Source organism: Brevibacterium sp. SIMBA_078 (assembly GCF_046534565.1).
Taxonomy (GTDB): Bacteria; Actinomycetota; Actinomycetes; order Actinomycetales; family Brevibacteriaceae; genus Brevibacterium.
On the sequence record NZ_JAWRYQ010000112.1, the window covers coordinates 1 to 311 of the forward strand.

Below are 311 nucleotides of genomic sequence, written 5' to 3' on the forward strand. Positions count from 1 at the left end.
GCGTGGAGCAGGCAACAACACAAAGCACTCACCATCAGCAGTGGTTACAAGAAAACAATCAACTAAAGCCATTGGCCACTGATTGGAACTATTTTAATCACAGCTTTAAGCAGTTTTTTAATACCACAACGCAATTAAAAACACTCGAGCAACAAAAGCAAACTATTACTTTGCAGCTAAGCACTCTCGCTACCAAGCTCAACGAGCAAAATAAACAGTTAGAACATGCAGAGCACGCACTAAGCACTGAACAACAAAATCTAAATAAGCTCACCCAACAGCAAGAGCAATTCAATATTGAGCAGTGTGAT

Annotated in this window: 1 protein-coding gene; it reads left to right on the top strand. The window is 40.2% G+C overall.

From position 1 onward, the window contains the following. Positions 1 to 311: hypothetical protein (locus tag SB749_RS19080; protein ID WP_410711686.1), on the top strand; the 311-nt coding region annotated here is incomplete at both ends.